This is a genomic window from Streptomyces sp. BE20 (assembly GCF_036322525.1).
Taxonomy (GTDB): domain Bacteria; phylum Actinomycetota; class Actinomycetes; order Streptomycetales; family Streptomycetaceae; genus Kitasatospora.
In genome coordinates this window covers 254,372-277,628 of record NZ_JAQYWW010000904.1, presented here as the reverse complement: position 1 = coordinate 277,628, position 23,257 = coordinate 254,372, and the positions used below count along the sequence as shown (strand labels likewise).

The window sequence follows — 23,257 nt, the reverse complement described above, 5'->3', positions numbered from 1 at the left end:
GTCGACCGTCGCAGCCCTGGTCCCACGCCCGGTGCGGGCCCCGGGGCCGCAGCCGGACGCACCGCCTCGTCAGGCCGTCAGGCTCCGGCGGATCTGGTCGAGGACCAGGCCCGCGCCGGTGTAGCCGATGCCGAGCATCCACAGGTTGTCGTCGACCTGGTACACCTTCCCGTTGCGCACCGCGTCGAGGCCGCTCCAGAGCGAACCCGAGACGATCTTCCCGTGGTCGGACTTGGCCTGGTCCCCGTAGACGGAGTAGAAGATGACGTCGGCCGCCGCCTTGTCGACCTGTTCGGGGCTGATCTCGATCGAGAAGCCGGGCTTGTCCTGGTCGGCGGGGCGGCCGACGCCGATGTCCTTGAACAGCGAGCCGACGAAGGTGTCGTTGAGGTAGAGCCGGGTGGGGGCGCCGGCCAGGAAGCGCGCCATCGCGACCTTGAGCGCGGCTGCCTTCGTCGGGCCGCCGAGCGCGGTGACCAGCTCGCGCACCTTCGTCCGGTAGCTCTCCTCCACGGCGGAGGCCTCCGCCTGCCGGCCGAGTGCCTCGGCGTGCAGCCGGGCGTTCTCCTTCCACGCGGGGCCCGTGGTCGCGCTCAGCACGGTCGGTGCGATCTTGGAGAGCTCGTCGTAGCGCTTGTCGTCGCGGATCTGGTTGCTGAGGATGAGGTCGGGCCGCAGGGCGACGATCGCCTCCAGGTTGGGCGCGCCGATGGTGCCGACGGTCCTGACGCCGGCCAGCCGGTCGGCGGGCAGGTAGGCGGAGAGCGGCGCGCCGGCGGCCACGGTGGTGGCGCCGACCGGGGTGAGGCCGAGGGTGACGACCGAGTCGAGGGCGTCGGTGTCCAGCACGACGACGCGGGCGGCACGGGCCGGGACGGTGCTCTCGCCGCGCGCGTGCCGGACGACCCGGGGAGCGCCGCCCGACGGGCCGGAGGTGCTCGACCCGGCCGGTCCGGGCGACGGGCCGGTTCCGCCCCCGCCGCCCCCGCCGGATCCACAGGCCGCGAGGGCGAGCCCGGAGGCGAGGGCGAACAGGGAGCGGCGGGGGAGGGGGCGAGCGGCGGCGGCATCGGGCATCGGGCGACTCCGTTCCGGCAGGCGGCGAGGCGCCCCATCCCTGCCCGGGGAAGCGGTTCGCTACGCCTCCGGAGGGGCACGTCCGGTGACGGAGGGCGCACGGCGGGCGCGCTGCGGGAGGACCGAGGGCGGGCGGCGCTCGGGCGGCGGTCGGGCGCCGGCGCGCGGAACCCGCCGGCCGTCAGTCGTCCTCCTGCTTCTCCAGCCGCTGCCGCAGCAGCCCCTCGTACTCGGCGTGCACCCGCCGGTCCATCGCGAGCGCGAACTGGGCGTCGGTGACCGTCCGGGCCAGCGGGCGGATCCGGAGGATCTGTTCGGTCAGCCGGGCGGCCTCGCCCGGAGGCAGTGGCGCTTCGTCGGTGAGTGCGCCCAGGAAGTGCTCGCGGACCAGCGAGGTGAAGATCTCGGCTATCGCGGTCACGTGCTCCTGGGTCCGCCGGCTGGACTCCAGGACGACGGAGAGCGGTACGCCCTCCGCGACCAGGGCCGTCGTGGCGTCCATCAGCCGCCGGCTGACGTGGGTGATCCCGTCCTCCCGGACGGTGACGAATCCCTGGGCGACGGCCTCGGCGGTGTTCTCCTCGGTGAGCTGGTCCCCGAAGGCCGCCCCCAGTTCGTCCCAGCCGAGGTGCACCGGCGCCTCGTCCGACCAGGGGGCGACGATGGCCGCCTCCAGGCCGATCAGCTCGGCCACGTCGCGGCCGCTCTCCCCGGCGCCGATCAGTTCGGCGATGCCACCCAGGGTGTGGCCGCGCTCCAGCAGCTCGGCGATCATGCGCAGGCGGGCCAGGTGGGTCTCCCCGTACCAGGCGATCCGGCCCTCCCGGCGCGGCGGCTGGAGGAGCTTCCGCTCCCGGTAGAAGCGCAGGGTGCGGGTGGTGATGCCGGCGGCCTTGGCGAGTTCCTCCACCCGGAACTCGCGTTGTCTGTCCTCGGCGGCTGCGCTGACCTTGTCCACGGCGATCAGCATAGGACGGGCGGTCGCCGAACCGGGGCGGTCGCGCTTCTTCCATCAACTGTCAGCAAGGGCTACCCTGCCAATCGTGCCAGTGATTGCTGGCATGGTTGGCTCGATCGGCGCCCGAGGTCCGCGTGGAACGACCGACGCGACCCGGCGCCCCGCCGAGCAGTGGCAGCACGTACCCTCACGGCCCCACTCCCAGGAGGACGCCGCATGGCATCCAGCAGCAAGCGCCCCCGCCCCGGTGCGACCGGCGCGACCGACGAGGCAGGTGTGACCGCCGAGACCGGCATGACCGACGGGGCCGACGGGGCCGGCCCGGTCGAGGAGGCTCCCGTCCCCCACGTCCGCGTCGCCGTCATCGGCTCGGGCTTCGGGGGCCTCGGCGCCGGCGTCCGGCTGCGCCGTGCCGGCATCACCGACTTCGTCATCCTGGAGCGCGCCGACTCGGTCGGCGGGACGTGGCGCGACAACAGCTACCCCGGCTGCGCCTGCGACGTCCCGTCCCACCTCTACTCCTTCTCCTTCGCCCCCAACGCCGAATGGCCGCGCAGCTTCTCCGGCCAGCCGGACATCCGCGCGTACCTGGAGAAGGTCACCGACGTCTTCGGTCTCCGCCCGCACCTGCGGTTCGGCACCGAGGTCACCGAAGCCCGCTGGGACGACGAGCGGGCCCACTGGCGGATCGTCACCACGGCCGGCCGGTGGACCGCCGACGCCGTCGTCGCCGCCGCCGGACCGCTCGCCGATCCGCAGATCCCGGACCTGCCCGGCCTGGACACCTTCCCCGGCAAGGTCTTCCACTCCTCCCGCTGGGACCACGACTACCGGCTCGCCGGGCAGCGCGTCGCGATGGTCGGCACCGGTGCCTCCGCCGCACAGATCATCCCCGCGATCCAGCCGCAGGTCGGCAGCCTGACGGTCTTCCAGCGCACCCCGGCCTGGGTCCTGCCGCGCCGCGACCGCGAGATCACCCGGCTGGAGAAGTGGCTGCACGGCCGGCTGCCGGCCACCGCGAAGCTCCGCCGCGGCGTCCTCTTCGCCCTCCGCGAGGTCCAGGTCGACGCCTTCGTCCGGCGGCCCGGCCTGCTCAAGGTGGTCCAGCGGCTCGCCGAGCGACACCTCGCCGACGGCGTCGCCGACCCCGCCCTGCGCGCCAGGCTCACCCCCGACTACCGGATCGGCTGCAAGCGCATCCTGCTCAGCAACACCTACTACCCGGCGCTCGCCGCGGCCAACACCGAGGTGGTCTCCTCCGGACTCGGCGAGGTGCGCGGATCGACCCTGGTCGCGGCGGACGGCAGCGAGCGCGAGGTGGACGCCATCGTCTTCGGCACCGGCTTCCACGTCACCGACATCCCCGTGGCGGCCCGGGTCTTCGGCGCCGCCGGCACCAGCCTGGCCGACGAGTGGAAGGACGGGGCGGAGGCGCTGCGCGGCTCCACCGTCCACGGCTTCCCGAACCTCTTCTTCGTCATCGGCCCCAACACCGGCCTCGGCAACAGCTCGATGATCCTGATGATCGAGTCCCAGCTCAACTACCTGATCGACGCGTTGACCACGCTCCGCTCGACCGGTGCCGCCGCCATGCAGCCGACCGCCCGGGCCCAACGCCGCTGGAACCTCGAACTCCAGCACCGGATGGACCGCACCGTGTGGACCACCGGCGGCTGCCGCAGCTGGTACCTGGACAAGAGCGGCAGGAACACGGTGCTCTGGCCCGCCTCCACCAGCTCCTTCCGCCGCGCGACCCGCCGGGTCGACCTCACCGAGTACGAGCTGATCCGCCGCAGCGACCCCGCCGGCGGCACGACCACCACCGAGGCCGAGGAGGTCCTGGTATGAGGCGCCCGACGATTCCCGCCGACTGCGTGCCGCCCGCCCCGACGGAGGAGGTGGACGTCCGCTCGGCCGACGGCACCCGGCTGCACGTCGAGGTGTACGGACAGCCCGGTGCGCCCACCGTCGTGCTCGCCCACGGCTGGACCTGCTCGACCCGCTTCTGGGCCCCGGTGATCCACCGGCTCGCGGACCGGTACCGGGTCGTCGCCTACGACCAGCGCGGCCACGGCCGCAGCGAGGTCCCGCCCAGCAGGGTCCGCTACTCCACCCGCGCGCTCGCCGAGGACCTCTCCGCCGTGCTCGACCGGACCGTCCCGGCGGGGGAACGTGCCGTCCTGGCCGGCCACAGCATGGGCGGCATGACCGTGATGGCCGCCGCCGGCCGGCCCGAGGTCGCCGAGCGGACGGCCGCCGCCGTACTGATCTCGACCGGCTCGTCCGACCTGGTCGCCGATCTGCGCGTCGTCCCGGACGCGGTGCGCTCCCCGGGGCTGCGGCGCTTCCTGCACCGCCGGATCCTGCGCTCCCGGCTGCCGCTCGGGCCGATCGGTCCGGTCACCCGGGCCGGCCTCAAGTACGGGACCATGGGCGCCGGTTCGCCCGCCGACCGGGTCGAGGCGACGGCCCGGATCGTGCACGCCTGCCCGACCGCGGTCCGGGCCAACTGGGCCCTGGTGCTGGACCGGCTGGACGTCCGTGCCGGACTGGCCCGGCTCACCGTGCCGACGGCGGTCGTGGTCGGCACCGACGACCGCCTCACCCCGCCGGTGCACGCGCACCGGATCGTCGCCGCGCTCGCCGACCCGCAGGGGCTGCTCCTGCTGCCCGGCGTCGGTCACATGGCGCCGATCGAGCGGCCGGCCGAGGTGGCCGACGAGATCGACCGGCTCGCCGTCGCCCATCTGCCCGGCGCGGCCGCCGGGCGGGCAACCGGCCTGCCCGCCGGGGCCGCTGCGCCCTCCGGGGCCGCCGGCTCCCAGTCCGTCACCGGTACCGCCACCCCCGAGAGGACCGCCGCCGCATGACCGCCACCCCGCCGCTCTCCACCCAGGTCGCCGTCGTCACCGGAGCCGCCCGAGGTGTGGGCGCCGCCCTCGCCCGCACGCTCGCCCGGCGCGGGGCCGGGGTCGCGCTGGTCGGCCTGGAGCCGGCCGAACTCAAGGCGGTCGCCGCGCAGTGCGGCCCGTCCGCCACCGCCTGGGAGGCCGACGTCACCGACGTCGACGCGCTCACCGAGGTCGCAGGCCGGATCAAGGAGCACTACGGCCGGATCGACACGGTCGTGGCCAACGCCGGCATCGCCATCGGGGGCCCGCTGCTGGACAGCGACCACCGGGCGTTCAGCCGGGTCATCGAGGTGAACCTGCTCGGCAGCGTGGCCACCGCCCGGGCCTTCCTCCCCGCCCTCACCGAGAGCCGCGGCTACCTGCTGCAGATCGCCTCGCTGGCCGCGCTCACTCCGGCGCCGCTGATGAGCGCGTACTGCGCCAGCAAGTCCGGGGTCGAGGCGTTCGCCCACGCGATCCGTGCCGAGGTCGCCCACCAGGGCGTCAAGGTCGGTGTGGGCTACCTGAGCTGGACCGACACGGACATGGTGCGCGGCGCCGACGAGGACGCCGTCCTGCGGCAGATGCGGGACCGCCTGCCGTGGCCGGCCAACAAGACCTACCCGCTCGACCCGGCCGTGGACCGCCTGGTCGCCGGCATCGCCCGGCGTTCCGCGCACGTCTACGCCCAGGCGTGGCTCCGCGGCATGCAGCCGGTCCGCTGGATGCTGCCGGCCCTGATCGCCGCGGTCGGTTCCCGTGACGTCGCGCGCCTCGCCCCGCAGCTCGCGGCCACCGCCGCCTCCCGTCTGCGCCCCGTCGGGGCCGGTGGCGAGGCCGACACGGCGGCCCGGTCCGAGCAGCAGTGACCCCCGTGCCCGCCGTCCGGCCCGGACGGCGGGCACGCAGCGTCCGCGGCCTCGGTCAACCCGTCGGCTCCGCGAGCTGCTTCAGGCTGTCGTAGGCCGCCTGCACGAAGCGCCCGTCGAGCGACGGACCGGTGTTGGTGAGGGCGGCGACCGCCGTCGCGGTCTGGGGGCAGAAGCCGACCAGTGCGGTGAACCCGCGGGTGGCGCCGGAGTGGAAGAGGAGGTCGCGCCCGTCCGCGGTCGTCCGGCAGTTCCAGACCAGCCCGAGCCGGTCGGCCGAGCGCGGCAGGCGCAGCCGCGGGCGCCGGACCTCGCGCAGGGCGCGCCCCAACGCGTCGGTGTCCGGGGCGAGGTGGGCGCGGAGGTAGTGCAGCAGGTCGGTGCCGCTGGCGCGGACGGCTCCGGCGCCCGGCAGGCCGGGGATGCGCCAGGGCGGCAGCGGGTGGCCGCGCCGGTGGCCGGTGGCGCGGTGCGGGGCGTCGGGGGAGCAGGTGGTGGCGCGCAGGCCGAGGGGGAGGGAGACACGGTCGGCGAGCAACTCGGCGTAGCCGGTGCGGCCGGTCTCGGCGAGCAGCCGGCCGAGCAGCCCGACGCCGAAGTTGGAGTAGCCGTACCGCTCACCGGGTCGGTGGCGCACGGTGGTTCGGGCCAGACCGGCGCGCAGCAGCCGTTCGTCGTAGCCGGCGTACGGGTTGGCGGTCCAGGCGGGGAGGGCGGTCGCGAGCAGTCCGGGCGGAAGCCTGGGCAGGCCGGAGGTGTGGGTGGCGAGGTGCAACAACCTGATCGGGCCGCCCCGACGGACTTCGGGCGCCTGCCAGTTCGGCGGGAGGTGCCGCTCCATCGGGTCGTCCGGGGCGAGTTCACCGCGTTCGGCCATCACGGCGAGCAGCAGGGCGGTGAAGGTCTTGGTGACGGAGCCGAGTTCGAAGACGGTGTCGGGTGTGCAGGGTTCCCCATCGACGGCGGTCCGGCCGTGGCAGTGCACGGCGGTCCGGTCTCCGCGAGCCACGGCCAGGGTGACGGCGGTGGCGTGCGGCGCGGCGGCCCGGACGAGCGCGGCGGCCTGCGCGGCGCCCGGACCGTCGGAGCTGTCCTCGCCGTCCGCCGCCTCGCGGCCCCGGGCGTCCGTGACGCCACCGCGGCCGTCCACCGGGCCGGTGCCGGCGGACGGGCCCGGACGGCCTGCCGCCCGCCGGGAGGCCGGGTCCGGGCCTGCCGTCGCGTCCGGGCCTGCCACCGCGTCCGGGCCGGGCATCGCGTTCAGGCCGCGACCGCGGCGCCGCCGAGCGCGCGCGACAGCGTGACGGTACCGGCCACCACCGCGACGACGGCGGTGTGCTCGTGGTCGCGGAAGGCCTGTTCGGGGTCGTCCGAGACGGGTTCGGAGTTGTCGCGCGGGATCAGGCCGTCCTCGCGCTGGACGGCGGCGAGCGCCTCCCAGCCCTGTGCCCCGGTGACCGGTTCGCCGATGCAGGAGTCGACCACGAGCAGTTCCCCGACGAGGTCCCACTGGCCGACCTCCAGCCAGATGTCGACCCAGGCGGGCAGCCAGGCGCGGACGTAGTCGCGCATCGGTTCGGGCAGGTTCTCGGGCCGGGCGCCCCAGTCGGTGATGTGGAAGACGGTGTGGGTGATGTCGTACCCGGTCATCCAGTCGACGGCCCACGGTTCGGGGGTGGCGCCGAGCCAGGTCCCGGCTGCGAGTGCGGCCCAGTCGTCGGGCTGGTTGCGCAGGCCCACGACACGGCGCGCGTTGGCGACCGCGAGCCGCCGGCTGGGCAGGATCTCGGCGACCTGGACGGCGCGGAGCTTGGCGAGCGACTCCAACAGCTCGTCCATCGGGGGGTGCCGGTAGCCGGACCTGGCGAAGTGGACGTACGTCTCCAGCGGGTCGGTCATCACCAGGTGGCGCAACTGCCGTTCGTACAGCAGGTTCCCTTCCCGGAGCTGGGCCCAGCCGAAGTCGAGCAGCTCGCGCGCGATCCGTGCGTCGTGCGGGCCGGTGACGCCGTCGCGCAGGACGAGCGAGGCGGCCAGCGCACACTCACCGAGCGGCTTGTAGGCGTTGTTGGGGTCGGCGAGGTCGATGGTGATGTTGTCGGAGAGCTTGCCGAACCCGATCTCGTGGGAGGCGTGCAGCCAGGCCATCGCGCGCGAGCCGATCTGCTGCGCGGTGGAGAGGATCCGGTGGTCGGTCATGGGGTGGCTCCGCTCAGCAGGGCGTCCGCGATGGAGAGTTCGAGCGCGGTGCGGGCGCTGCCGTCGCCGACGACCTGGATCCGTTCCAGGACGGGGGCGATCTCCAGCGGCACCGGCCGGCCGTCGGCGGCGGCCCAGGCGAGCCAGCGGGCCAGCCGCGCGGCGACCCGGTGGTCGCGCCGGAGCATCGAGCGGACGGCCCCGCGGGCGAGGGCGAGGGTGTTCGCGCGGGCCGCGTCGTGGACGGGGCCGTCGAGGTCCGGGAGGGCGAGCGACGAGAGCTGGGCCATCCGGACCGACCAGACCTGCCAGGCGTGGGGTTCCAGCCGCGGGACGCGGTCCGGCTGCGGCGCGGCCAGGTTCACGCCGGGGGCGGCGAGGCGGGCGAGGTCGGCGGTGGACGCCAGGGCCCGGGTGAGCAGGGCTCCGGCCGCCCAGTCCCGCCAGGCGGTGACGACCGCCGTGGCGTCGGGGCCGAGCCCGTCCGGTCCGCCGTCGGGACCGTGTCCGTCGGGACCGTGCCGGGGGGAGGCGGCGGTGCCGGACGGAAGGCCGGGGGAGGGGGGCGCCGACGCGGCGCCCGCGGGGAGTGCGGCGGGCGGGAAGGCGAGGAGGGCCTCGGCCAGGAGCAGGACGGCCTCGTCGTCGGGGCCGGCCGCACCGAGCAGCCGTGGGGCGAGCAGGTCCGGCCCGAGCACCCGGGCGGCGGCGAGGACCGGACGCGGCGCGGTGCCGGTACCGGGATCGGCGAGCGCGACCGCACCCTCGACGCCCCGGAGGGCGTCGAGGGTGCGGCCCGCCAGCCGCTCGACCGCTGCGGCGTACTCGTCGCGGAGCGAGAGATCGGCGGTTGGCATGGTGCGTGATTCTCCTTGAGGGGTGTCGCGGTGTCTCAGGGCTGCGGCGGGCCCGCGTGACGGCGGTGCGTCCCCGTGTCGGTGGCGCGTCCGCGTGTCGGAGGTTCCGCCGGGCCCGGGCTCATGGCCTGCGGCCCCTGCCCGTCGGTTCGCGGCTCCGGTCGGGCCGGTGAGCCGTAGGGTCGGGAGACTCCGCGGGTGGCCCGGGGGGCCGGGTGGTTCCGGCTACCGGGTCTTCTCCTTGGGCTGCTTCGGCGACAGCAGGAGTGCGAGTCCCACCAGCAGCAGCGCAGCGGCTTCGGGACGGTACGTGGGCGCGTCGCTCACGACGGCCTCGTCCTCCACCATCAGCGCACCGAGTGCGTCGAGTTCGGCCCGGGTCGCGAGCGGCGCCGGGGCCCTTCCGGTCAGGTGCTGAGCAAGCATCAGATGTGCCTCCTCATCGGATCTTCACCGCCTGGTCCGGCGGCGCCCCCCTCGAAAGACGATACGAGTGCGAACCATCGGCCGCCACCGCAGTACGCTCCGTGACCGTTCCCGGGAGGGGGGTGCCCGCGTGGCCTGCCGTGGTTCCGCCGGGTACCCGCGAGTAGGTACGGTCGGGTGCATGACCACCACTGCCTTGATCACCGGCGCGACCGCCGGCATCGGAGCCGCGTTCGCCCGTCGGCTCGCCCGGAGCGGCTACCGACTCGTCCTGGTGGCCCGGGACACCGAGCGGCTGGAACGTTCCGCCGCGGACCTGAGGGGGAGGTTCGGCGTCGAGGCGGAGGTGCTCACCGCCGACCTCGCCACCGACGACGGCATCGCGGCCGTCGAGGCCCGGCTCGCCGACCGGGTCCGGCCGGTGGACCTCCTGGTGAACAACGCCGGCTTCGGCAACCGCGGCGCGTTCGCGACCGTGCCGCTCCAGGACGAGCTGGACATGCTGAAGGTGCACGTCGAGGCGATCCTGCGGCTGACCACGGCCGCCCTGCCCGGGATGCGCGAGCGCGGTCGCGGCGCGGTCGTCAACGTCGCCTCGGTGGCGGCCTTCCTCCCGCGCGGCACCTACGGGGCGAGCAAGGCGTGGGTGGTGAGCTTCACGCAGGGGGTGATGCGCGACCTCGGGGGCACCGGCGTGCGGCTGATGGCGCTCTGCCCGGGCTTCACCCGCACCGAGTTCCACGAGCGGGCCGGCATGGGGACGGGGAACATCCCGGCCTGGGGCTGGCTCTCCGCCGAGCGGGTCGTCGACGAGGCCATGCGCGACCTCGCGCGGGGGCGGTCGCTCTCGGTGCCGAGCAAGCGGTACAAGCTGGCTGTCGCGATCGCCCGGGTACTGCCGTCCGGCAGGCTCGGCGGGGTCTCGTCCAAGGCGGCGCGCACCTATCGCACCACCTGACCACCTGACCGGCGGCGGGGGCGGAGCGGTCGGGTCGCACGTGCGCCGGATGGAGCAGAGGCCATCTCACTATTAGCTTTGCTAACTATGAGCCTCACTCGCTATGCTGGCGGGCGACCGACCGCCCACCCGCCGTCGGCGCGCGCCCCGTGCGCAGCGCCCGCGCGGCGGCCGACCCGGGGAGGAGCGCCCGTGCGCCCCGAACGCACCCAGTGGACCCCGCCCGCCCTCGCCGAGGGCGAACCCCGCCCGCCGACCCAGTGGCGGCGCATCCTCGGCCTGTTCCGCCCGTACTCCGGCCGCCTCACCACCGTCGGCCTGCTCGTGGCGGCCTCCGCCGTGGTCTCGGTGACCACGCCGTTCCTGCTCCGCGCCGTCCTGGACACCGCCATCCCGCAGGGCCGCACCGGGCTGCTCACCCTGCTCGCGCTCGGCATGGTCGCCGCCGCGGTCGTCAACAGCATCTTCAACGTGCTGCAGACGCTGATCTCCACCACCGTCGGCCAGCGCGTCATGCACGACCTGCGCACCGACGTCTACAGCCACCTCCAGCGGATGTCGCTCGCCTTCTTCACCCGGACCCGGACCGGCGAGGTCCAGTCCAGGATCGCCAACGACATCGGCGGCATGCAGTCCACGGTGACCTCCACCGCCACCTCGCTGGTCTCCAACTTCACCGCCGTGATCGCCTCGGTGGTCGCCATGGCCGCGCTGGACTGGCGGCTCACCGTGGTCTCGCTGGTCCTGCTGCCCCTGTTCGTGTGGATCAGCCGCCGGGTCGGCCAGGAGCGCAAGAAGATCACCGGTGACCGCCAGAAGCAGCTGGCCGCGATGAGTTCGGCGGTGCAGGAGTCGCTCTCGGTCAGCGGGATCCTGCTCGGGCGCACCATGGGCCGCTCCGACTCGCTCTCCCGCGAGTTCACCGCCCAGTCCGACCGGCTGGCCGACCTCGAAGTGCGCGCCTCGATGGCGGGCCGCTGGCGGATGAACACCATCCAGATCGTGATGGCGGCCATGCCCGCACTGATCTACTGGGCGGCCGGACTGGCGGCGGCCGGCGGCGCGCCGATCGTCTCGGTCGGCACCCTGGTCGCCTTCGTCTCCCTCCAGCAGGGCCTGTTCCGCCCGACCGTCAGCCTGCTCTCCACCGGCGTCCAGGTGCAGACCTCGCTCGCGCTGTTCCAGCGCATCTTCGAGTACCTCGACCTGCCGGTGGAGATCGCCGAACCCGACCGCCCGGTCACCCTGGAGACCATCCACGGCGAGGTCCGCTTCGAGGGCGTCGACTTCCGCTACGACCCGGACCAGGAGCGGCCCACGCTGGCCGGCCTCGAACTGAAGGTCCCGGCCGGCAGCTCGCTCGCCGTGGTCGGCGAGACCGGCTCCGGCAAGACCACCCTCAGCTACCTGGTGCCCCGGCTCTACGACGTCACCGGCGGCCGGGTAACCATCGACGGCGTCGACGTCCGCGAGCTCTCCTTCGACACCCTGTCCCGGGCGGTCGGCGTGGTCTCCCAGGAGACCTACCTCTTCCACGCCTCGGTCGCCGACAACCTGCGCTTCGCCAAGCCGGACGCCACCGACGAGGAACTGGCCGCCGCCGCGCGGGCCGCACAGATCCACGACACCATCGCCGCCCTGCCCGACGGCTTCGACACCCTGGTCGGCGAACGCGGATACCGCTTCTCGGGCGGCGAGAAGCAGCGGCTCGCGCTGGCCCGCACCATCCTGCGCAACCCGCCCGTGCTGATCCTCGACGAGGCCACCAGCGCCCTCGACAACAGCACCGAGCGTGCCGTTCAGCAGGCCATCGACACCCTGGCGGCGGGCCGCACCACGATCACCATCGCGCACCGCCTCTCCACCGTCCGCGCCGCGGACCAGATCGCCGTCCTGGACCGCGGTGGGATCGCCGAACTGGGCACCCACGACGAGCTCCTGGAGGCGGACGGCCGCTACGCCGCGCTGCTCCGCCGTGAGGTCCCGGCCGCCGCGCCGCAGGCGTCCGGCCACGACCGGACCCCGGCCGCCGTCCCCGGCCGCGCCTGACGGCCCCGCCGACGAGTCCGCGGCGCCCGGCATGCCCGACCGACCCACCGGGTGCCCGCAGCACGCCGCAGGGCGGCCACCCGGTGGGGTGGCCGCCCTGCGGTCGACACGGGTGCCGGCGGGCCCGGTTCAGGCCGCCTTGGGGATCTCGTTGTAGGTCTCCGCGCGCTCCTGGCCGGAGAGCTTCTGGATCGCCGCCATCACCTCGTCGGTGACCTGCCGGCGGGCCTTGAGCGAGCGGGCCTGGCCGTGCAGGTCGTCGAAGTGCAGCGGCTCCCCGAACCGCACCGTGACCTTCCGGACGCGCGGGACCCGCTTGCCGATCGGCAGGATCTGGTCCGGACCCTCCAGGGCCACCGGAACCACCGGGACACCGGCGGTGAGGGCCAGCCAGGCCACCCCCGTCTTGCCCCGGTAGAGGCGGCCGTCCAGCGAACGGGTGCCCTCCGGGTAGATGCCGAAGGCCTTGCCGTCCTCCAGGATCTCCAGCGCGGACTCCAGGGAGGCCTGCGCCGACCGGTAGGTGCCGCGCTCGACCGGCACCGCGCCGATCGCCTCGAAGAAGCCCTTGGACAGCGAGCCCTTGAGCCCGGTGCCCGTGAAGTACTCGGCCTTGGCCAGGAAGTGGACCCGGCGCGGCGCGGTCAGCGGGATCACCACGCTGTCGATGAAGGAGAGGTGATTGCTGGCCAGGATGACGCCGCCCTTGCGCGGTACGTTCTCCATGCCCTCGATGGTGGGCCGCCAGATCCCCCGGGCGAGCGGTTTCAGCACCAGCCTGGTGACGAGATCGAGCATGGTCCCTCCCTGGACGAGCACGCCCGAGAGGTGCCCGGGCCTGAGATACGACGAGCGGCGGTCGTTCCCCCGGCCGGGCCGGGATCAGACCCGCAGACTACGACACCCACCCCCGAGCCCGTCCACTCCCGCCGACCGTGGCGCTCACCACGGCCGGGTAGGGTACGGCCGTCGGAAACGCACATCAGCAGGTCTTCTGGATCAGCAGATCTGTAGATCAATGGATCAGCAGATCGCGGGCTCGGGGGATCGGCAGTTCATCAGTCCTCAGGAGGGGCCACCCATGGCAGACGTCGACACCATCCGCGCGGCGTTCGACAAGTTCGACGTGAACGGCAACGGCCGTATCACCGCCACCGAGTACGCCAAGGTCGCCCGCGAGCTCGGCGACCTGACCACCTCGATCGCCGTGGCCGAGGCCGTCATCAAGCAGATGGACACCAACCACGACGGCGAGCTGACGTTCGAGGAGTTCCTGGCCGCGCGCCAGGGCTGAGGCCGCTCGGGCGGGGCACCGGATCTCTCCGGGCCCCGCCCGCCGCCTTCCGGCCCGCCCGCCGCCTTCCGGCCCGCCCGCCGTCTTCCGGCCCGCCCGGGCCGGCGGCTCCGCGGGGTTCAGCCGGTCGTCGGGAACACCCGGCGGACCACCCGTTCCGCCGCCCCGCCGTCGTCCCAGGGGCAGAACCGCCGACGGAACGCCGCCCGCGCCTCCGGCTCCGGGTCCCCGGCCAGCAGGGCGCTCGCCAGACCGTCCGGGTCCGTGGTCAGCGCGCCCGGCGGCTGCTCGAACAGGTCGAAGTAGACGCCGCGGTCCCGCCGGTACTCCTCCCAGTCCGGCGCGAAGATCACGACCGGCCGGTCCAGCACGGCATAGTCGAACATCATCGACGAGTAGTCCGTGACCAGGACGTCCGCCGCCAGGTACAGGTCCTCCACGGTCGGGTGCGCCGACACGTCCAGGATCTCGGCCGCGCCCTCGTCCGCCGCCAGGTCGCCCGGACCGCCGGTGTGGAAGTAGTGGGTGCGCACCAGCAGCGTGAACCCGGGACCGAGTCGACGCGCCAGGTCCCGCACGTCCAGCAGCGGCACGTACCCGCCGCGCGCCTCCCGGTGGGTCGGCGCGTACAGCACGGCGGTGCGCCCGGGCTGCAGCCCGAAGCGCTCGCGCATCGCGGCCACCTCGGCCGGCGCGGCGACGGCCAGCCGGTCGTTGCGCGGGTAGCCGGTGTCCAGCATCTCGTACCGGCCGGGGAAGGCCCGGGCGAAGTGCTCGCTGGTGTGCGGGTTCGAGGAGACCAGGAAGTCCCAGCGGTCGACGGCCTCCCGGAGCCGGTCGAAGTCCATGCCGTCGGCGGCCACCGGGTGGTCCCTGAGGTCCATGCCCATCGCCTTCAACGGCGTGCCGTGCTGGGTCTGGACATGTACCGTCCCGGGGCGCTTCGCCATCGTCCGCGGGAAGTTGACGTTGTTCACGAAGTACTTGGCGGTGGCCATCGCCCTCAGGTACGCGGGCGTGTTGACGATCACGTACGGGACGCCGGCCGGCAGGGTCGCCGCCTGCTTGCGGTTCTCCACCACCCAGACCCCGCGGATCCCCGGCGCCAGCTCCTTCGCCTTCTCGTAGATCGCCGCCGGGCTGCACGCGTAACCGCGGTGCCAGTACGCCGCGTACACCGCCAGGTGCCGGTCCAGCGGCAGTCGGCGGAACGCGTTGTACGCGGTGAACCGGGCGCCGCTGCGCACGCCCTTCTTCAGGGCCGGCGCCACCGCACGGGCCCCGCGTCCGAGTTCGCGCGGCAGCCGGCCGGTGCGGCGCAGCTCGGCGTACGCGCGCCGTGAGCCGCGCGCCGCGAGCCGGTACTGCACGCCGCGCACGCCGCCGGGGAACCGGTAGCCCGCCGGGCGGTGGCGGGCGAAGTGCCCGGCGATCCGGCGGAAGAACTCGGGGCGCAGCCCGACCGGCACCAGCCCGGGGGTGTCGTACACGGTGAGCGCCTGCTGGACGGTCCGCTCGAAGACCAGGGTGCGCAGCGACTCGGGGACGGGCGGGCCGGGCCGGGCCTCCGGCTCCCGGTCCAGGAAGTCGAAGATCGCGTCGTACTGGGCGAAGGCGTCGGCGTGCCGGGGGGAGGCCGTGCTGGTGATCGCACCTGCGCGGCCCCGCCGGTAGAAGTAGCAGGGGCGGTCGAGGTAGCGCAGTCGTCCGGCGGCGAGCAGCGCCGGGTAGGTGACCGAGATGTCCTCGTAGTAGCCGCGGCCGAAGGAAACCCCGAGGGCGAGCAGGAACTCGCGCCGGAACACCTTGTTCCAGACCGACATCACGGTCCTGAACAGCGCCGGGTGCTCGGCCAGCGTGCATCCGGCCACCAGCGGCGAGCCGGTCAGCACGTGCCGCCAGGGGTTGGGCTCGGTCCCGCCGTCCGGGTACACGTGCGTGAAGTCGGTCAGCAGGACGTCGGTGGGGGTCTCGCCCCGCTCCTCCCGGGCCGCTTCGCCGGCGAGTTCGTCGAGGAGGGCGGCGACGGTGCCCTCGGGCACCCAGTCGTCGCTGTCGACGAACCAGACGTAGGTGCCGCGGACCTCGGGGAGGGCGGCGGTCCGGGCGCCGCCGAGGCCCTGGTTCTCGGCGAGGTGGAGCACGCGCAGCCGGGGGTCGCGGGCCGCGTACGCGTCCAGGATCGCGCCGCAGCCGTCGGGCGAGCGGTCGTCGACCGCGATCACCTCGAAGCGGGACTCGGACGAGGGGGCGCCCGCCAAGAGGGAGTCGAGGCAGCGGGGCAGGAAGCGCTCCACCCCGTGGACCGGAAGCACGATGCTGAGGAGAACTGGCACGCTGGCCGAGTCTACCGAGCGGCGTGCGCGTACCCGTCGGACGGGGCGGTCCCGGCGGCACACTGCGGCCGGTCCGACGGGGCGGGGTGCGGGGGTGCGGGCGGGGTGGACGCGGGGACTCCCGGGACCGCCGGTGCCGGACCCGTGCGGGGCGGCACCGGCAGCCTGGTGGCGGCCCGGCCGACCCTCTACGGCCGGCCGCCGGTCCGGGCACCGCCCGAGCCGGGTCGCCGCAGCGTCGAGGCGGCCCGGCAGTGGCTCGGGGGAGCCGGAATCTTCATCAGTCGAACGGGCCTGCGGAAGGGGATCACGCCTGCGCGGTCGTTAGAGATATTGCTTGGAGCCAAGGCTCGCGTCAATCCCTCGTCTGTGTTCACTTCCTAAACGGACAGTCGGGCTCCGATTGTGGCCGGCCACCCTCGCTCGACCCTCGCTCCACCGCTCGCCCGGCGGCTACGGGAGGTGAGACGGTGGTGACTCCGTGCGCCCCGGCGCACACCTTCGGGGCGGGCGCCGGGCGTGTGCCCCGTAGGCCCCGCTGACGTACGGCCGGTCGTGCACCATCATTGATGCCTAGTCGTGACCGGCCGAGCGGCCCCTGGTGCAGTGTCAGTTGACGCCGCACGATACGGTGGCAGCACACTAGGACGGTTGCGCGAAGGCCGTCTCTCACGGATAGTCTTCGCCTCACGGCCCTGGCGCCTCGTAGGGGTGGGAAACTGATGGAACAGATGCAAGTCCGGACTCGGCCCCGCGTGCCGGCGATCCAGTGCGGTGTCGGCGCGACCGGCCGCCGGATCGAGCGCCACCTGGCTGTGCTCGGCGCGCCCGCACTCCCGGCGGTGGACACCGCCGAGGCGCTCGGGTTGATAAGGGAGCTGACGCCGCGCGGCGCCAGTGCCCCGACCGCGCCGCCGCGCCGTCACGCACGGGTCAAGCTGCTGGCGCCGCTGCGCCGGCTGCGACGAGGTCTCTTCGGTGGGCGCGGCTGAGGGCCCCAGGCCCGGGGTGCCCGCTATCCCTCGCACCCACCAGCACCGGCCCGGCGGATCCTCACAGAACCGTCGGGTCTTCGCCGTACCCCGCACGCCTCCCGCAGGTGACCTGCGGGACCGGGTGCCCGGGCCTCCGAGAGGTCTGAACCTCTCACTCTACGGTGACTTGCCGCCCCGGCACGGGGAGTCGGCGAGGCTGGCAGCCGCACCCCCCGGCGTGAGCCAGGATGACGGCATGGCGGACCACACGTACACCACGTCCACGACCTTCCGGACCACGACCTTCGAGATCACCACCGGCAGCCGCGAGGTCGCGCTCGACATCACCGACCGCTGCACGCGGTTCCTCAACGACCACGCGGTCGGACGCGACGGCCTGCTCAACGTCTTCGTGCCGCACGCCACGGCGGGCATCGCGGTACTGGAGACCGGCTCGGGCAGCGACGACGACCTCCTGGCCACGCTGCGCGAGCTGATTCCGGCCGACGACCGCTGGCGTCACCGGCACGGGAGTCCCGGCCACGGCCGCGACCACGTCGTTCCCGGACTGGTCGCCCCGCACGCCACCCTGCCGGTGATAGGCGGCCAACTGGCCCTGGGTGTCTGGCAGTCCGTGGTCCTGATCGACACCAACGGCGACAACCCCCGGCGGTCCGTCCGGCTCTCGTTCCTGGGCTGATCCGGGCCGGCCCGGGCCGGGCTCGGCCGGGGGCGCCGGGGATCGGACGGGCCGGGCCGCACCGGGCCCTGGCGTCCGGGCCCCGGCGGCTGCCGGCTACGGAGCGGCGACCGTCGGTGGAGTACGCCGCGCGTCCGGCGCGGGCCGGGCGGCCACCTCGGCGGGGCCGGTGTCGTCGGGGCCGGTCCGGGGGCGGCCGACGGCGGCGGAGGCCACGGCGGCGAGGTACCGCTCGATCGCCAGGTACTGGCAGAGCAGCGCGACCGGTCGGCCGATCCGCGCGTACCGGGCGGCGAGCCGGGAGAACGCGGTCACCTCGAACCAGACCTCGCCCGCCGCGTCCATGGACACCAGGAACGCCTCCTCGCCGCACTCCGGGTGGCCGGGCAGCGTTCCGTAGGCGAAGCCGATCCGGTCCGGCTCGTCGACGGTCCACACCACCCGGCACGGGATCACTATCCGGGGGCGGCGCGTGCCGGGCAGGCTGAGGCGCAGCAGGACGGTCGCCCCCGGCTCGGCGGGCGCGTGCGGATACACGGCGAAGCCGGTGCCCAGCTGGCTGCCCCAGCCCAGTACGTACCGTCCGGCCCGCTCCAGCACCTCGGGCCCGCGTCCGAGATGGACGCGTCGTCGCAGGTGCGCGTACCCGTCCGGCAGCCTGGCGTCCCGCGTGGCGCCGACCTCCGGGTAGCTGGGCTCGGCGGCCCGGGCGGTCAGCAGCCGTCGGTGCAGGGCGGGGGGCGGCGCAGGGGCGTCGGGCATGCGGTTCACCGTACCCGCCGCCTCCCGGACGTCAGGACGTGCCCTTCGCCCGAGGTCTCGCCGTCCGCGGTGGCCCGGTTCCTCGCGCCGCGCCCCCGGGGCGGTCTCCCCGGCGCCTTGCGGCAGGGCCGGGGTGCGGAGTAGGAAGGCGGCATGAGCGAAGCGGTCACGAACCACGAGGACGCCCCGAACGTCCGGAACGTCCCAGACGCGACGGACGCCACGGACAGCGGGGTCTGTGCCCTGGCGCCCGGTGGCGCAGAGGCGGCGCTGGTGCGCGATCCGGAGCTGACCGGTCCGCGCGCCGACTGCGTCCTGTGCGGCGACCCGACCGAGCTGCCCGCCGACCACCCGGGCACCACGCTCTGCCCGGTGTGCGCCTGGCAGCAGGCGCAGCGGATCGCCTGCTCCGGCTGACCGCGCCGGGCCCTGCGCTCCCCGGCGTTCCGAACGCCCGCCGCCGGTCCCCCGGTCAGGCGTCCTCCCGCCCCGCCAGGGCCAGCGTGGAGCCGTGCCGGCCCTTGCGGACCAGCAGCTGGGTCGGGATGCGGCTCCGCAGGTCGGCGACGTGGCTGACGATGCCGACGGCGCGGTCCCGCTCGCGCAGACCGTCGAGGACGTCCATCACCTCCTCCAGGGTGTGTTCGTCGAGGCTGCCGAACCCCTCGTCGATGAACAGGGTGTCCAGCGGCATGCCGCCGGCCTCGTCGGTGACCACGTCGGCCAGGCCCAGGGCCAGCGCGAGCGAGGCGAAGAAGCTCTCGCCGCCGGAGAGGGTCGCGGTGTCGCGCTCCGTGCCGGTCCAGGCGTCCACCACCCGCAGGGCCAGACCCGAACGCTTGGTGCCGGTGCCCCGGTCGTCACTGTGGACCAGGGTGTAGCGACCGCCGGACATCCGGACCAGGCGGTCGCTCGCCGCCGCGGCCACCTGCTCCAGCCGGGCCGCCAGGACGTACGACTCCATCCGCATCCGCAGCCGGTTCTCGGCGGACGTGCCGGCGGCGAGCGCGGCCAGCCGGTTGATCCGGCCGTACCGGGCCAGCGCCGGGGCGAGCGAGCCGGCCAGCTCGGCGAGCTGCCGTCCGATCCCGGCGAGCGCGTCGCAGCGGGCGCGCGCCGCGTCCCGGGCGGCGTGCGCCGCCCGCAGGCGGTCGGTGGCGGCGTGGAGCCGGGCCCGGGTGCCGGGCAGATCCGCCGGCGGGCAGGCCGCCGCCGAGGCGAGCTCCGGTTCGGCGAGCCGCCGCTCGGCCGCCGCCAGCTCGGCGCGGTGGCGTTCCAGCCGCAGCTCCAGCCGCTCGCGCTCCTCCCGGCGCAGCAGGACGGCGACGGCGTCCTCCGCGCTCGGGAACCCGGCCGCGACGGCGGCCCGCGCCAGCTCGCCCTCGGCCTCCTTCAGCCGGTACGCCGCCTCGGCAGCCGTCCGGGCCGCGCCCGCCAGGGCGGACACGGCCGACGCGAGGCGGGCCAGGCCGGCCGCGCGGGCGGCGACCGACGGCGCGCCGCCCCGGGCCGCCGCCACCCGGCCGCCCCGCTCCTCCCGCTCGGCGTGCAGGGTGCGGATCCGGGCGCCGAGCTCGGCACTCCGCTCACGCGCGTCGCCGAGGGCCGTGAGCCGGGCGGCCTGCTCCCGGGTGGTCTGCTCGATCCGTCGCCCGATCGCGCCGAGCCCCTCCGCGACCCGGACCCCCGTGCGGTGCTCCCGCTCCAGCCGACCGAGGGCCTCGGCCAGGGCGTCGGTGCTCTCCGCACCGGCGGCCCCGGCGGCGGCGGCCTGGCGCACCTGGAGGTCGGCGAGCTCCCGTTCGGCGGTGTCGGCCGCCTGCTCGGCGGCCGTCTGGGCGGCCTGGGCGCGGTCCTCGTCGGCCGCGCGGACCTGCTCGCCGGACGGTCGGGCGGGCGCCGGGTGTTCGGGGGAGCCGCAGACCCGGCAGGGCGCACCGGCCCGCAGCTGTGCCGCGAGTTCGGCGGCCATGCCGGCGAGCCGGAGCTCGCGCAGGTCCTGGCTGTGCCGGCGGGCGTCCAGCGCGTCGGAGCGCAGCGCGAGTGCCTGCGGCCGGGCCCGGTCGATCTCCCGCTGCAGCGCGTCCCGGCCGCGTGCTGCGGTCAGGCGGCCGGTCAGCTCGCTGCGCCGGACGTCCAGCCGGTCGACCTGCGCGGCCGCGTCCCGCGCGACGGACTGCTCCTCCTGGAGGGCGGCGAACCGCGCCTCGAAGCCGGACAGCCAGTCGGCCGCCTCCTCGGCGAGGTCCTCGGCGCGCTGCCGGTCGGCGGCCAGCGACGCCTGTGCGCCGTCCAGCTCGGCGCAGCGCCGCTCGTCCGCCGCCGCCGCTTCCAGCCGGACCAGCTCGGCACGCAGCCCGCGTTCGGCCTCGGCCAGCTCCTCGGCCTCGGCGTGCGCCAGGGCGCGGCCCTCGCCGTCCGGGCCGCCGGCGGCTGCCAGTGCCGCGCGGTGCCGTCGTTCCTCCTCGCGGGCCGTCCGGTGGGCGACCGCGGCGGAGTCGCGCAGGTGCAGCACCGACTCGACCCCGACCGCCGCCAGGGCCGCGGTCAGTCGGCGGCGGTCGGCCGTCCGGGCCGTTTCGTCCCCGGCCAGGCGGGCGGCCTCGGCCACCGCCTGCCGGTGCCGCTGCTGTCGGTCGGCGAGCTGTTCGGCGGCGGCCCCCGCCCGCTGGGCCTCCAGGTGGGCCTCCTCCGCGCCGGCCAGCGCGGCCTCGGTCACGGCGAGCTGTTCGGCCGCGCCGCCGCGCAGCACGGCGGCCCAGCCGAGCACCCCGGTGGTGAGCTCGGTGCCGGCCTGCACGCCGGTCGGCGGGACCGGCTCGTCCTCGGCCGGCACCCAGCCCTCGACGGGTTCGGCGTCCGGGCCGGCCGCCTGTTCGGCCTTGTTGGCCAAGTCCCGCAGCCTGCGGCGGCCGGTCTGGACGGCCGCCTCCTGGGCCCGGCGCTGCTCGGCCAGCCAGGACTCGACGGACTGGAAGCGCTCGGTGTCGAACAGCCGCCGCAGCAGCTTGCCGCGCTCCTCCGAGTCGGCCCTCAGGAACCGCGCGAAGTCACCCTGCGGCAGCAGCACCACCTGGCAGAACTGGTCCCTGCTCATCCCGATCAGCCGGTGGATCTCCTCGCCGGCCTCCTGGTGCGACTTGCTGACCGCCCGCCAGCCCGGCCCGCCACTCCCGTCGCCGTCTCCGTTCCCCCCGGATCCGGCCCCGGTAGCGTCGCCGCCGTCCGTCGACCACTCGCGGAGCAGGGTCTGGGCACGCTCGACCGTCGTGCCCTTGCCGACCTTCTTCGGCCGCGGCTGCTCGGGCAGCCGGGTGATCTCCAGCCGCCGCCCGCCGAGCGTCAGCTCCAGCCGGACCGAGGTCAGCCGCTTCGGATCGGCGTGGTCGCTGCGCAGCCGGTTGGCCCGCCGGGTGCCGGGGACCTCGCCGTACAGGGCGTAGCAGACGGCGTCGAGCACGCTGCTCTTGCCCGCGCCGGTGGCTCCCCGCAGCAGGAAGAGCCCGCCGGCGGCCAGCGTGTCGAAGTCGACCGTCTCGCTGCCCGCGAACGGGCCGAAGGCGGTGACGGTCAGCCGGTGCAGTCTCATCGGGGCAGCTCGGCCTTCCGGTCGGTGGTCTGCCGGACGCGTTCGAAGCCCTCGCGCAGCCAGCCCAGCTCGTCGGCGTCCGGATCGGCACCGGGGCGGACGTGCCGCAGGAAGCCCTCGGCGATCTCCAGGTCGGTCCGTCCGCTGACCCTGGCCGCATAGGACGGGGAGGCGTCCGCCGTCGTCGCCTCGGGCTCGAAGAGCAGCTGGAGGGTGTGCGGGAAGCGGCGTCGCAGCCGTTCCATCGGCTCGGTCGGACGGCTCGGGTCGGTGAGCGTCGCCTGCACCCACGCCTGCTCGGCGGCGGCGTGGCTCTCGTCGGTCAGCAGCTCGTCGAGCCGGCCGCGCAGCCGCGCCAGCGGCCGGGGCTGCGGGCAGTCGACCCGCTCGGCGGCGACCGAGCCGTCCGCCGCGAGGTCGACCAGCCACATCGTCTTGCGGTGGTCGGTCTCGGAGAAGGAGTAGGCGAGCGGGGAACCGCTGTAGCGCAGGTGCGGGGCGAGGGTCTGGCAGCCGTGCAGATGACCGAGGGCCGCGTAGTGCACGCCGTCGAAGACGGACGCGGGCACCGCCGCGACGCCGCCGACCGCGATGTCCCGCTCGCTGTCGCTGGGCTCGCCCCCGGTGACGAAGGCATGCGCCAGGACGACCGCCCGGGTGCCCGCCGGGCGGCCCGCCAGGTCGGCCCTGACCTGGTCCATCGCGGCGCCGAGCACCGCGGCGTGACCGCCGCGGGCCAGCCCGAACCGCTCCCGCACCAGTGTCGGTTCCAGGTACGGAAGCCCGTAGACGGCGACCGGTCCGTCCGCGTCCGCGAGCACGACGGGCGCGGCGCACTCGCCCGGGTCGGTCCGCAGGTGGACGCCGGCCCGGCCGATGAGGCCCGCGCCGACGCCCAGCCGGCGGGCCGAGTCGTGGTTGCCGCTGATGAACACCGTCGGCACGCCCAGGTCGGCGAGCCGGTGCAGGACGTCGTCGAAGAGGGCGACCGCCTCCAGGCCGGGCAGCGCCCGGTCGTACACGTCGCCGGCGACCAGCACGGCGTCCACGCGTTCGGACCGGACCACCGCCACCAGGTGGTCCAGGAACGCGCGCTGGGCGTCGTGCAGGCTCTCCCGGTGGAACGAGCGTCCGAGATGCCAGTCGGAGGTATGCAGCAGTCGCATGGTCCCCGACCATAACGGGCGTCACCGACAACGCGGTCCGGAACGGGGACGGCGGCCCGTCCGCCGTGACCTGCCCCGGTCCGGCGGAGGTCGCTCTCGGTCGATTGTCAGTGACGGTGTGTATGTTCGCGGTCGCCGGGAGCCAGCAGGTG

20 protein-coding genes are annotated in these 23,257 nt (G+C 75.0%); 9 read left to right on the top strand and 11 right to left on the bottom strand.

Features of this window, described 5'->3' with window-relative positions; genetic code table 11:
• Positions 1 to 69: 69 nt before the first annotated feature.
• Positions 70 to 1,077, bottom strand: a complete 1,008-nt coding sequence (locus PUR61_RS20650) for an ABC transporter substrate-binding protein (protein WP_329880570.1) — start codon at positions 1,075 to 1,077, stop codon at positions 70 to 72.
• Between the two features lie 181 nt (positions 1,078 to 1,258).
• Positions 1,259 to 2,035, bottom strand: coding sequence for a MerR family transcriptional regulator (locus tag PUR61_RS20645; RefSeq protein ID WP_329880567.1), 777 nt, complete (start codon positions 2,033 to 2,035; stop codon positions 1,259 to 1,261).
• A 294-nt stretch (positions 2,036 to 2,329) separates the two neighbouring features.
• Here PUR61_RS20645 and PUR61_RS20640 point away from each other — a divergent pair, with 294 nt between their 5' ends.
• The 3 genes from PUR61_RS20640 to PUR61_RS20630 are packed head-to-tail and all read left to right on the top strand — an operon-like array spanning position 2,330 to position 5,795.
• Entirely contained in the window at positions 2,330 to 3,883 is a 1,554-nt protein-coding gene (locus tag PUR61_RS20640) for a flavin-containing monooxygenase (protein ID WP_329880658.1), read from the top strand.
• Positions 3,880 to 4,905 (top strand): alpha/beta fold hydrolase, encoded by a 1,026-nt coding sequence (locus tag PUR61_RS20635; protein ID WP_329880565.1) that lies wholly within the window; start codon positions 3,880 to 3,882, stop codon positions 4,903 to 4,905. Before PUR61_RS20640 ends, PUR61_RS20635 begins: the two co-directional genes overlap by 4 nt.
• On the top strand, positions 4,902 to 5,795 hold the full coding sequence (locus tag PUR61_RS20630) for an SDR family oxidoreductase (protein WP_329880564.1): 894 nt from the start codon (positions 4,902 to 4,904) through the stop codon (positions 5,793 to 5,795). Before PUR61_RS20635 ends, PUR61_RS20630 begins: the two co-directional genes overlap by 4 nt.
• A gap of 55 nt (positions 5,796 to 5,850) precedes the next feature.
• Here the strand turns inward: PUR61_RS20630 and PUR61_RS20625 are convergent, their stop codons facing one another.
• From PUR61_RS20625 to PUR61_RS20610, 4 genes are all read right to left on the bottom strand, one after another.
• A complete protein-coding gene (locus PUR61_RS20625) occupies positions 5,851 to 7,050 on the bottom strand; it encodes a serine hydrolase domain-containing protein (protein WP_329880563.1) in 1,200 nt (399 codons plus the stop codon).
• Between the two features lie 5 nt (positions 7,051 to 7,055).
• Positions 7,056 to 7,994: a DUF6895 family protein gene (locus tag PUR61_RS20620; protein WP_329880562.1), complete on the bottom strand. Its 939-nt coding sequence runs from the start codon at positions 7,992 to 7,994 to the stop codon at positions 7,056 to 7,058.
• Complete coding sequence (locus PUR61_RS20615; protein WP_329880561.1) at positions 7,991 to 8,851, bottom strand: hypothetical protein; 861 nt, start codon at positions 8,849 to 8,851, stop codon at positions 7,991 to 7,993. The genes PUR61_RS20620 and PUR61_RS20615 overlap by 4 nt, the downstream gene beginning before the upstream one ends.
• 225 nt (positions 8,852 to 9,076) lie before the next feature.
• Positions 9,077 to 9,277, bottom strand: coding sequence for a hypothetical protein (locus PUR61_RS20610; protein ID WP_329880560.1), 201 nt, complete (start codon positions 9,275 to 9,277; stop codon positions 9,077 to 9,079).
• A gap of 181 nt (positions 9,278 to 9,458) precedes the next feature.
• On the opposite strand from PUR61_RS20610, the gene PUR61_RS20605 reads away from it, so the two are divergent.
• Positions 9,459 to 10,235 carry an SDR family NAD(P)-dependent oxidoreductase gene (locus PUR61_RS20605; protein WP_329880559.1) on the top strand — a complete coding sequence of 259 codons (777 nt, stop codon included), beginning with the start codon at positions 9,459 to 9,461 and terminating at the stop codon, positions 10,233 to 10,235.
• Positions 10,236 to 10,427: 192 nt separating this feature from the next.
• On the top strand, positions 10,428 to 12,284 hold the full coding sequence (locus PUR61_RS20600) for an ABC transporter ATP-binding protein (RefSeq protein ID WP_329880558.1): 1,857 nt from the start codon (positions 10,428 to 10,430) through the stop codon (positions 12,282 to 12,284).
• A gap of 129 nt (positions 12,285 to 12,413) precedes the next feature.
• Here PUR61_RS20600 and PUR61_RS20595 read toward each other — a convergent pair whose 3' ends face one another.
• Positions 12,414 to 13,082 (bottom strand): lysophospholipid acyltransferase family protein, encoded by a 669-nt coding sequence (locus PUR61_RS20595; protein WP_329880557.1) that lies wholly within the window; start codon positions 13,080 to 13,082, stop codon positions 12,414 to 12,416.
• Positions 13,083 to 13,365: 283 nt separating this feature from the next.
• Between PUR61_RS20595 and PUR61_RS20590 the strand changes: the two genes are divergently transcribed.
• Positions 13,366 to 13,578, top strand: coding sequence for an EF-hand domain-containing protein (locus PUR61_RS20590; RefSeq protein ID WP_329880556.1), 213 nt, complete (start codon positions 13,366 to 13,368; stop codon positions 13,576 to 13,578).
• A gap of 119 nt (positions 13,579 to 13,697) precedes the next feature.
• Here PUR61_RS20590 and PUR61_RS20585 read toward each other — a convergent pair whose 3' ends face one another.
• The gene (locus tag PUR61_RS20585; RefSeq protein ID WP_329880555.1) at positions 13,698 to 15,914 is read right to left on the bottom strand and encodes a bifunctional glycosyltransferase/CDP-glycerol:glycerophosphate glycerophosphotransferase; all 2,217 of its coding nucleotides are present in this window, start codon (positions 15,912 to 15,914) and stop codon (positions 13,698 to 13,700) included.
• A gap of 722 nt (positions 15,915 to 16,636) precedes the next feature.
• Between PUR61_RS20585 and PUR61_RS20580 the strand changes: the two genes are divergently transcribed.
• Both PUR61_RS20580 and PUR61_RS20575 read left to right on the top strand, forming a co-directional pair.
• Positions 16,637 to 16,906: a hypothetical protein gene (locus tag PUR61_RS20580; RefSeq protein WP_329880554.1), complete on the top strand. Its 270-nt coding sequence runs from the start codon at positions 16,637 to 16,639 to the stop codon at positions 16,904 to 16,906.
• A gap of 238 nt (positions 16,907 to 17,144) precedes the next feature.
• Entirely contained in the window at positions 17,145 to 17,588 is a 444-nt protein-coding gene (locus tag PUR61_RS20575) for a secondary thiamine-phosphate synthase enzyme YjbQ (RefSeq protein ID WP_329880552.1), read from the top strand.
• 96 nt (positions 17,589 to 17,684) lie between these two features.
• Here the strand turns inward: PUR61_RS20575 and PUR61_RS20570 are convergent, their stop codons facing one another.
• On the bottom strand, positions 17,685 to 18,350 hold the full coding sequence (locus tag PUR61_RS20570; RefSeq protein WP_329880550.1) for a DUF1990 family protein: 666 nt from the start codon (positions 18,348 to 18,350) through the stop codon (positions 17,685 to 17,687).
• A 153-nt stretch (positions 18,351 to 18,503) separates the two neighbouring features.
• Here PUR61_RS20570 and PUR61_RS20565 point away from each other — a divergent pair, with 153 nt between their 5' ends.
• Positions 18,504 to 18,767 carry a hypothetical protein gene (locus PUR61_RS20565; protein ID WP_329880672.1) on the top strand — a complete coding sequence of 88 codons (264 nt, stop codon included), beginning with the start codon at positions 18,504 to 18,506 and terminating at the stop codon, positions 18,765 to 18,767.
• A 55-nt stretch (positions 18,768 to 18,822) separates the two neighbouring features.
• Here the strand turns inward: PUR61_RS20565 and PUR61_RS20560 are convergent, their stop codons facing one another.
• Positions 18,823 to 21,939 carry an SMC family ATPase gene (locus PUR61_RS20560; RefSeq protein WP_329880548.1) on the bottom strand — a complete coding sequence of 1,039 codons (3,117 nt, stop codon included), beginning with the start codon at positions 21,937 to 21,939 and terminating at the stop codon, positions 18,823 to 18,825.
• Positions 21,936 to 23,105 carry an exonuclease SbcCD subunit D gene (locus PUR61_RS20555; RefSeq protein WP_329880547.1) on the bottom strand — a complete coding sequence of 390 codons (1,170 nt, stop codon included), beginning with the start codon at positions 23,103 to 23,105 and terminating at the stop codon, positions 21,936 to 21,938. Before PUR61_RS20555 ends, PUR61_RS20560 begins: the two co-directional genes overlap by 4 nt.
• Between the last annotated feature and the right edge of the window lie 152 nt (positions 23,106 to 23,257).

Excerpts from the sequence above, each read along its gene's own strand:
- PUR61_RS20650 (WP_329880570.1), bottom strand. The coding sequence starts at position 1,077 with ATGCCCGATGCCGCCGCCGCTCGCCCCCTCCCCCGCCGCTCCCTGTTC.
- PUR61_RS20640 (WP_329880658.1), top strand. The coding sequence starts at position 2,330 with ATGACCGACGGGGCCGACGGGGCCGGCCCGGTCGAGGAGGCTCCCGTC.
- PUR61_RS20635 (WP_329880565.1), top strand. The coding sequence starts at position 3,880 with ATGAGGCGCCCGACGATTCCCGCCGACTGCGTGCCGCCCGCCCCGACG.
- PUR61_RS20630 (WP_329880564.1), top strand. The coding sequence starts at position 4,902 with ATGACCGCCACCCCGCCGCTCTCCACCCAGGTCGCCGTCGTCACCGGA.
- PUR61_RS20625 (WP_329880563.1), bottom strand. The coding sequence starts at position 7,050 with ATGCCCGGCCCGGACGCGGTGGCAGGCCCGGACGCGACGGCAGGCCCG.
- PUR61_RS20620 (WP_329880562.1), bottom strand. The coding sequence starts at position 7,994 with ATGACCGACCACCGGATCCTCTCCACCGCGCAGCAGATCGGCTCGCGC.
- PUR61_RS20615 (WP_329880561.1), bottom strand. The coding sequence starts at position 8,851 with ATGCCAACCGCCGATCTCTCGCTCCGCGACGAGTACGCCGCAGCGGTC.
- PUR61_RS20610 (WP_329880560.1), bottom strand. The coding sequence starts at position 9,277 with ATGCTTGCTCAGCACCTGACCGGAAGGGCCCCGGCGCCGCTCGCGACC.
- PUR61_RS20605 (WP_329880559.1), top strand. The coding sequence starts at position 9,459 with ATGACCACCACTGCCTTGATCACCGGCGCGACCGCCGGCATCGGAGCC.
- PUR61_RS20595 (WP_329880557.1), bottom strand. The coding sequence starts at position 13,082 with ATGCTCGATCTCGTCACCAGGCTGGTGCTGAAACCGCTCGCCCGGGGG.
- PUR61_RS20590 (WP_329880556.1), top strand. The coding sequence starts at position 13,366 with ATGGCAGACGTCGACACCATCCGCGCGGCGTTCGACAAGTTCGACGTG.
- PUR61_RS20580 (WP_329880554.1), top strand. The coding sequence starts at position 16,637 with ATGGAACAGATGCAAGTCCGGACTCGGCCCCGCGTGCCGGCGATCCAG.
- PUR61_RS20575 (WP_329880552.1), top strand. The coding sequence starts at position 17,145 with ATGGCGGACCACACGTACACCACGTCCACGACCTTCCGGACCACGACC.
- PUR61_RS20570 (WP_329880550.1), bottom strand. The coding sequence starts at position 18,350 with ATGCCCGACGCCCCTGCGCCGCCCCCCGCCCTGCACCGACGGCTGCTG.
- PUR61_RS20565 (WP_329880672.1), top strand. The coding sequence starts at position 18,504 with ATGAGCGAAGCGGTCACGAACCACGAGGACGCCCCGAACGTCCGGAAC.
- PUR61_RS20560 (WP_329880548.1), bottom strand. The coding sequence starts at position 21,939 with ATGAGACTGCACCGGCTGACCGTCACCGCCTTCGGCCCGTTCGCGGGC.
- PUR61_RS20555 (WP_329880547.1), bottom strand. The coding sequence starts at position 23,105 with ATGCGACTGCTGCATACCTCCGACTGGCATCTCGGACGCTCGTTCCAC.